The sequence below is a fragment of the Streptomyces sp. NRRL S-1022 genome (assembly GCF_000720135.1).
In the GTDB taxonomy this organism is placed as follows: Bacteria; Actinomycetota; Actinomycetes; order Streptomycetales; family Streptomycetaceae; genus Streptomyces.
Window position 1 is genome coordinate 1 of sequence record NZ_JOIU01000106.1, and the last position, 670, is coordinate 670.

Below are 670 nucleotides of genomic sequence, written 5' to 3' on the forward strand. Positions count from 1 at the left end.
TTGACGGATGCGCTGGGTGAGTTGAAGGAGCTGGGCGGTTTCGGCACGTCGGGTGCGGGGCGGGGTTTCGGTGAGATCGCTCTGTCGGGTCTGGAGCTGGGGCATGAGGGGTTGACGGGTGAGTTCTCGTCGTTCTGTGAGCGCTGGGAGTGGGGGGTGCGGTCGCTGATCGCGGAGGGCAACGGGTTCGCGCAGAAGACGGGGCTGGCGGCGGGGACGTACTACGAGACGGACAAGTACGTGGAGGGCACGGTGAAGGTGGCCGAGAACGCGGCCGTCGGTAATCCGTACGCCTCCGAGGAGGACGTGGAGAAGATGGGTTACGGCGACATCGCCACGTCCGGTGCGTACGGCGGGGATGTGGATTACAGCAAGGAGTCCTTCGAGCAGGCGTGGGCCACCAGCAAGCAGGGCTGGAAGACGGCCGCGGACGATGTGATGACCTCGCACACCATCGGGCCGGTGCCGGGTATGGGTGTGGGTGATCTGCGCGAGGCGCTCGGGGACGGGGACGAGCGGTCGCGGGGGGCTGAGCGCTGATGGGCATCGGGGATGTGACCAACGCGGTCCTCGGGGGGGCTGAGGACCTCTACGACAAGGGCAAGAAGAAGCTCGGCGAGGGTGTCGACTGGGCCACGGACAAGGTCGGCCACAAGCTGGACGAGGCCGG

The 670-nt window shown here is 67.2% G+C and carries 1 protein-coding gene; it reads left to right on the plus strand.

What is annotated here, in order from left to right; all coding sequences use genetic code 11:
• A partial coding sequence (locus IG05_RS43165; RefSeq protein WP_037815902.1) for a hypothetical protein occupies positions 1-540 on the plus strand: 540 nt, incomplete at its 5' end.
• Positions 541-670: the final 130 nt, after the last annotated feature.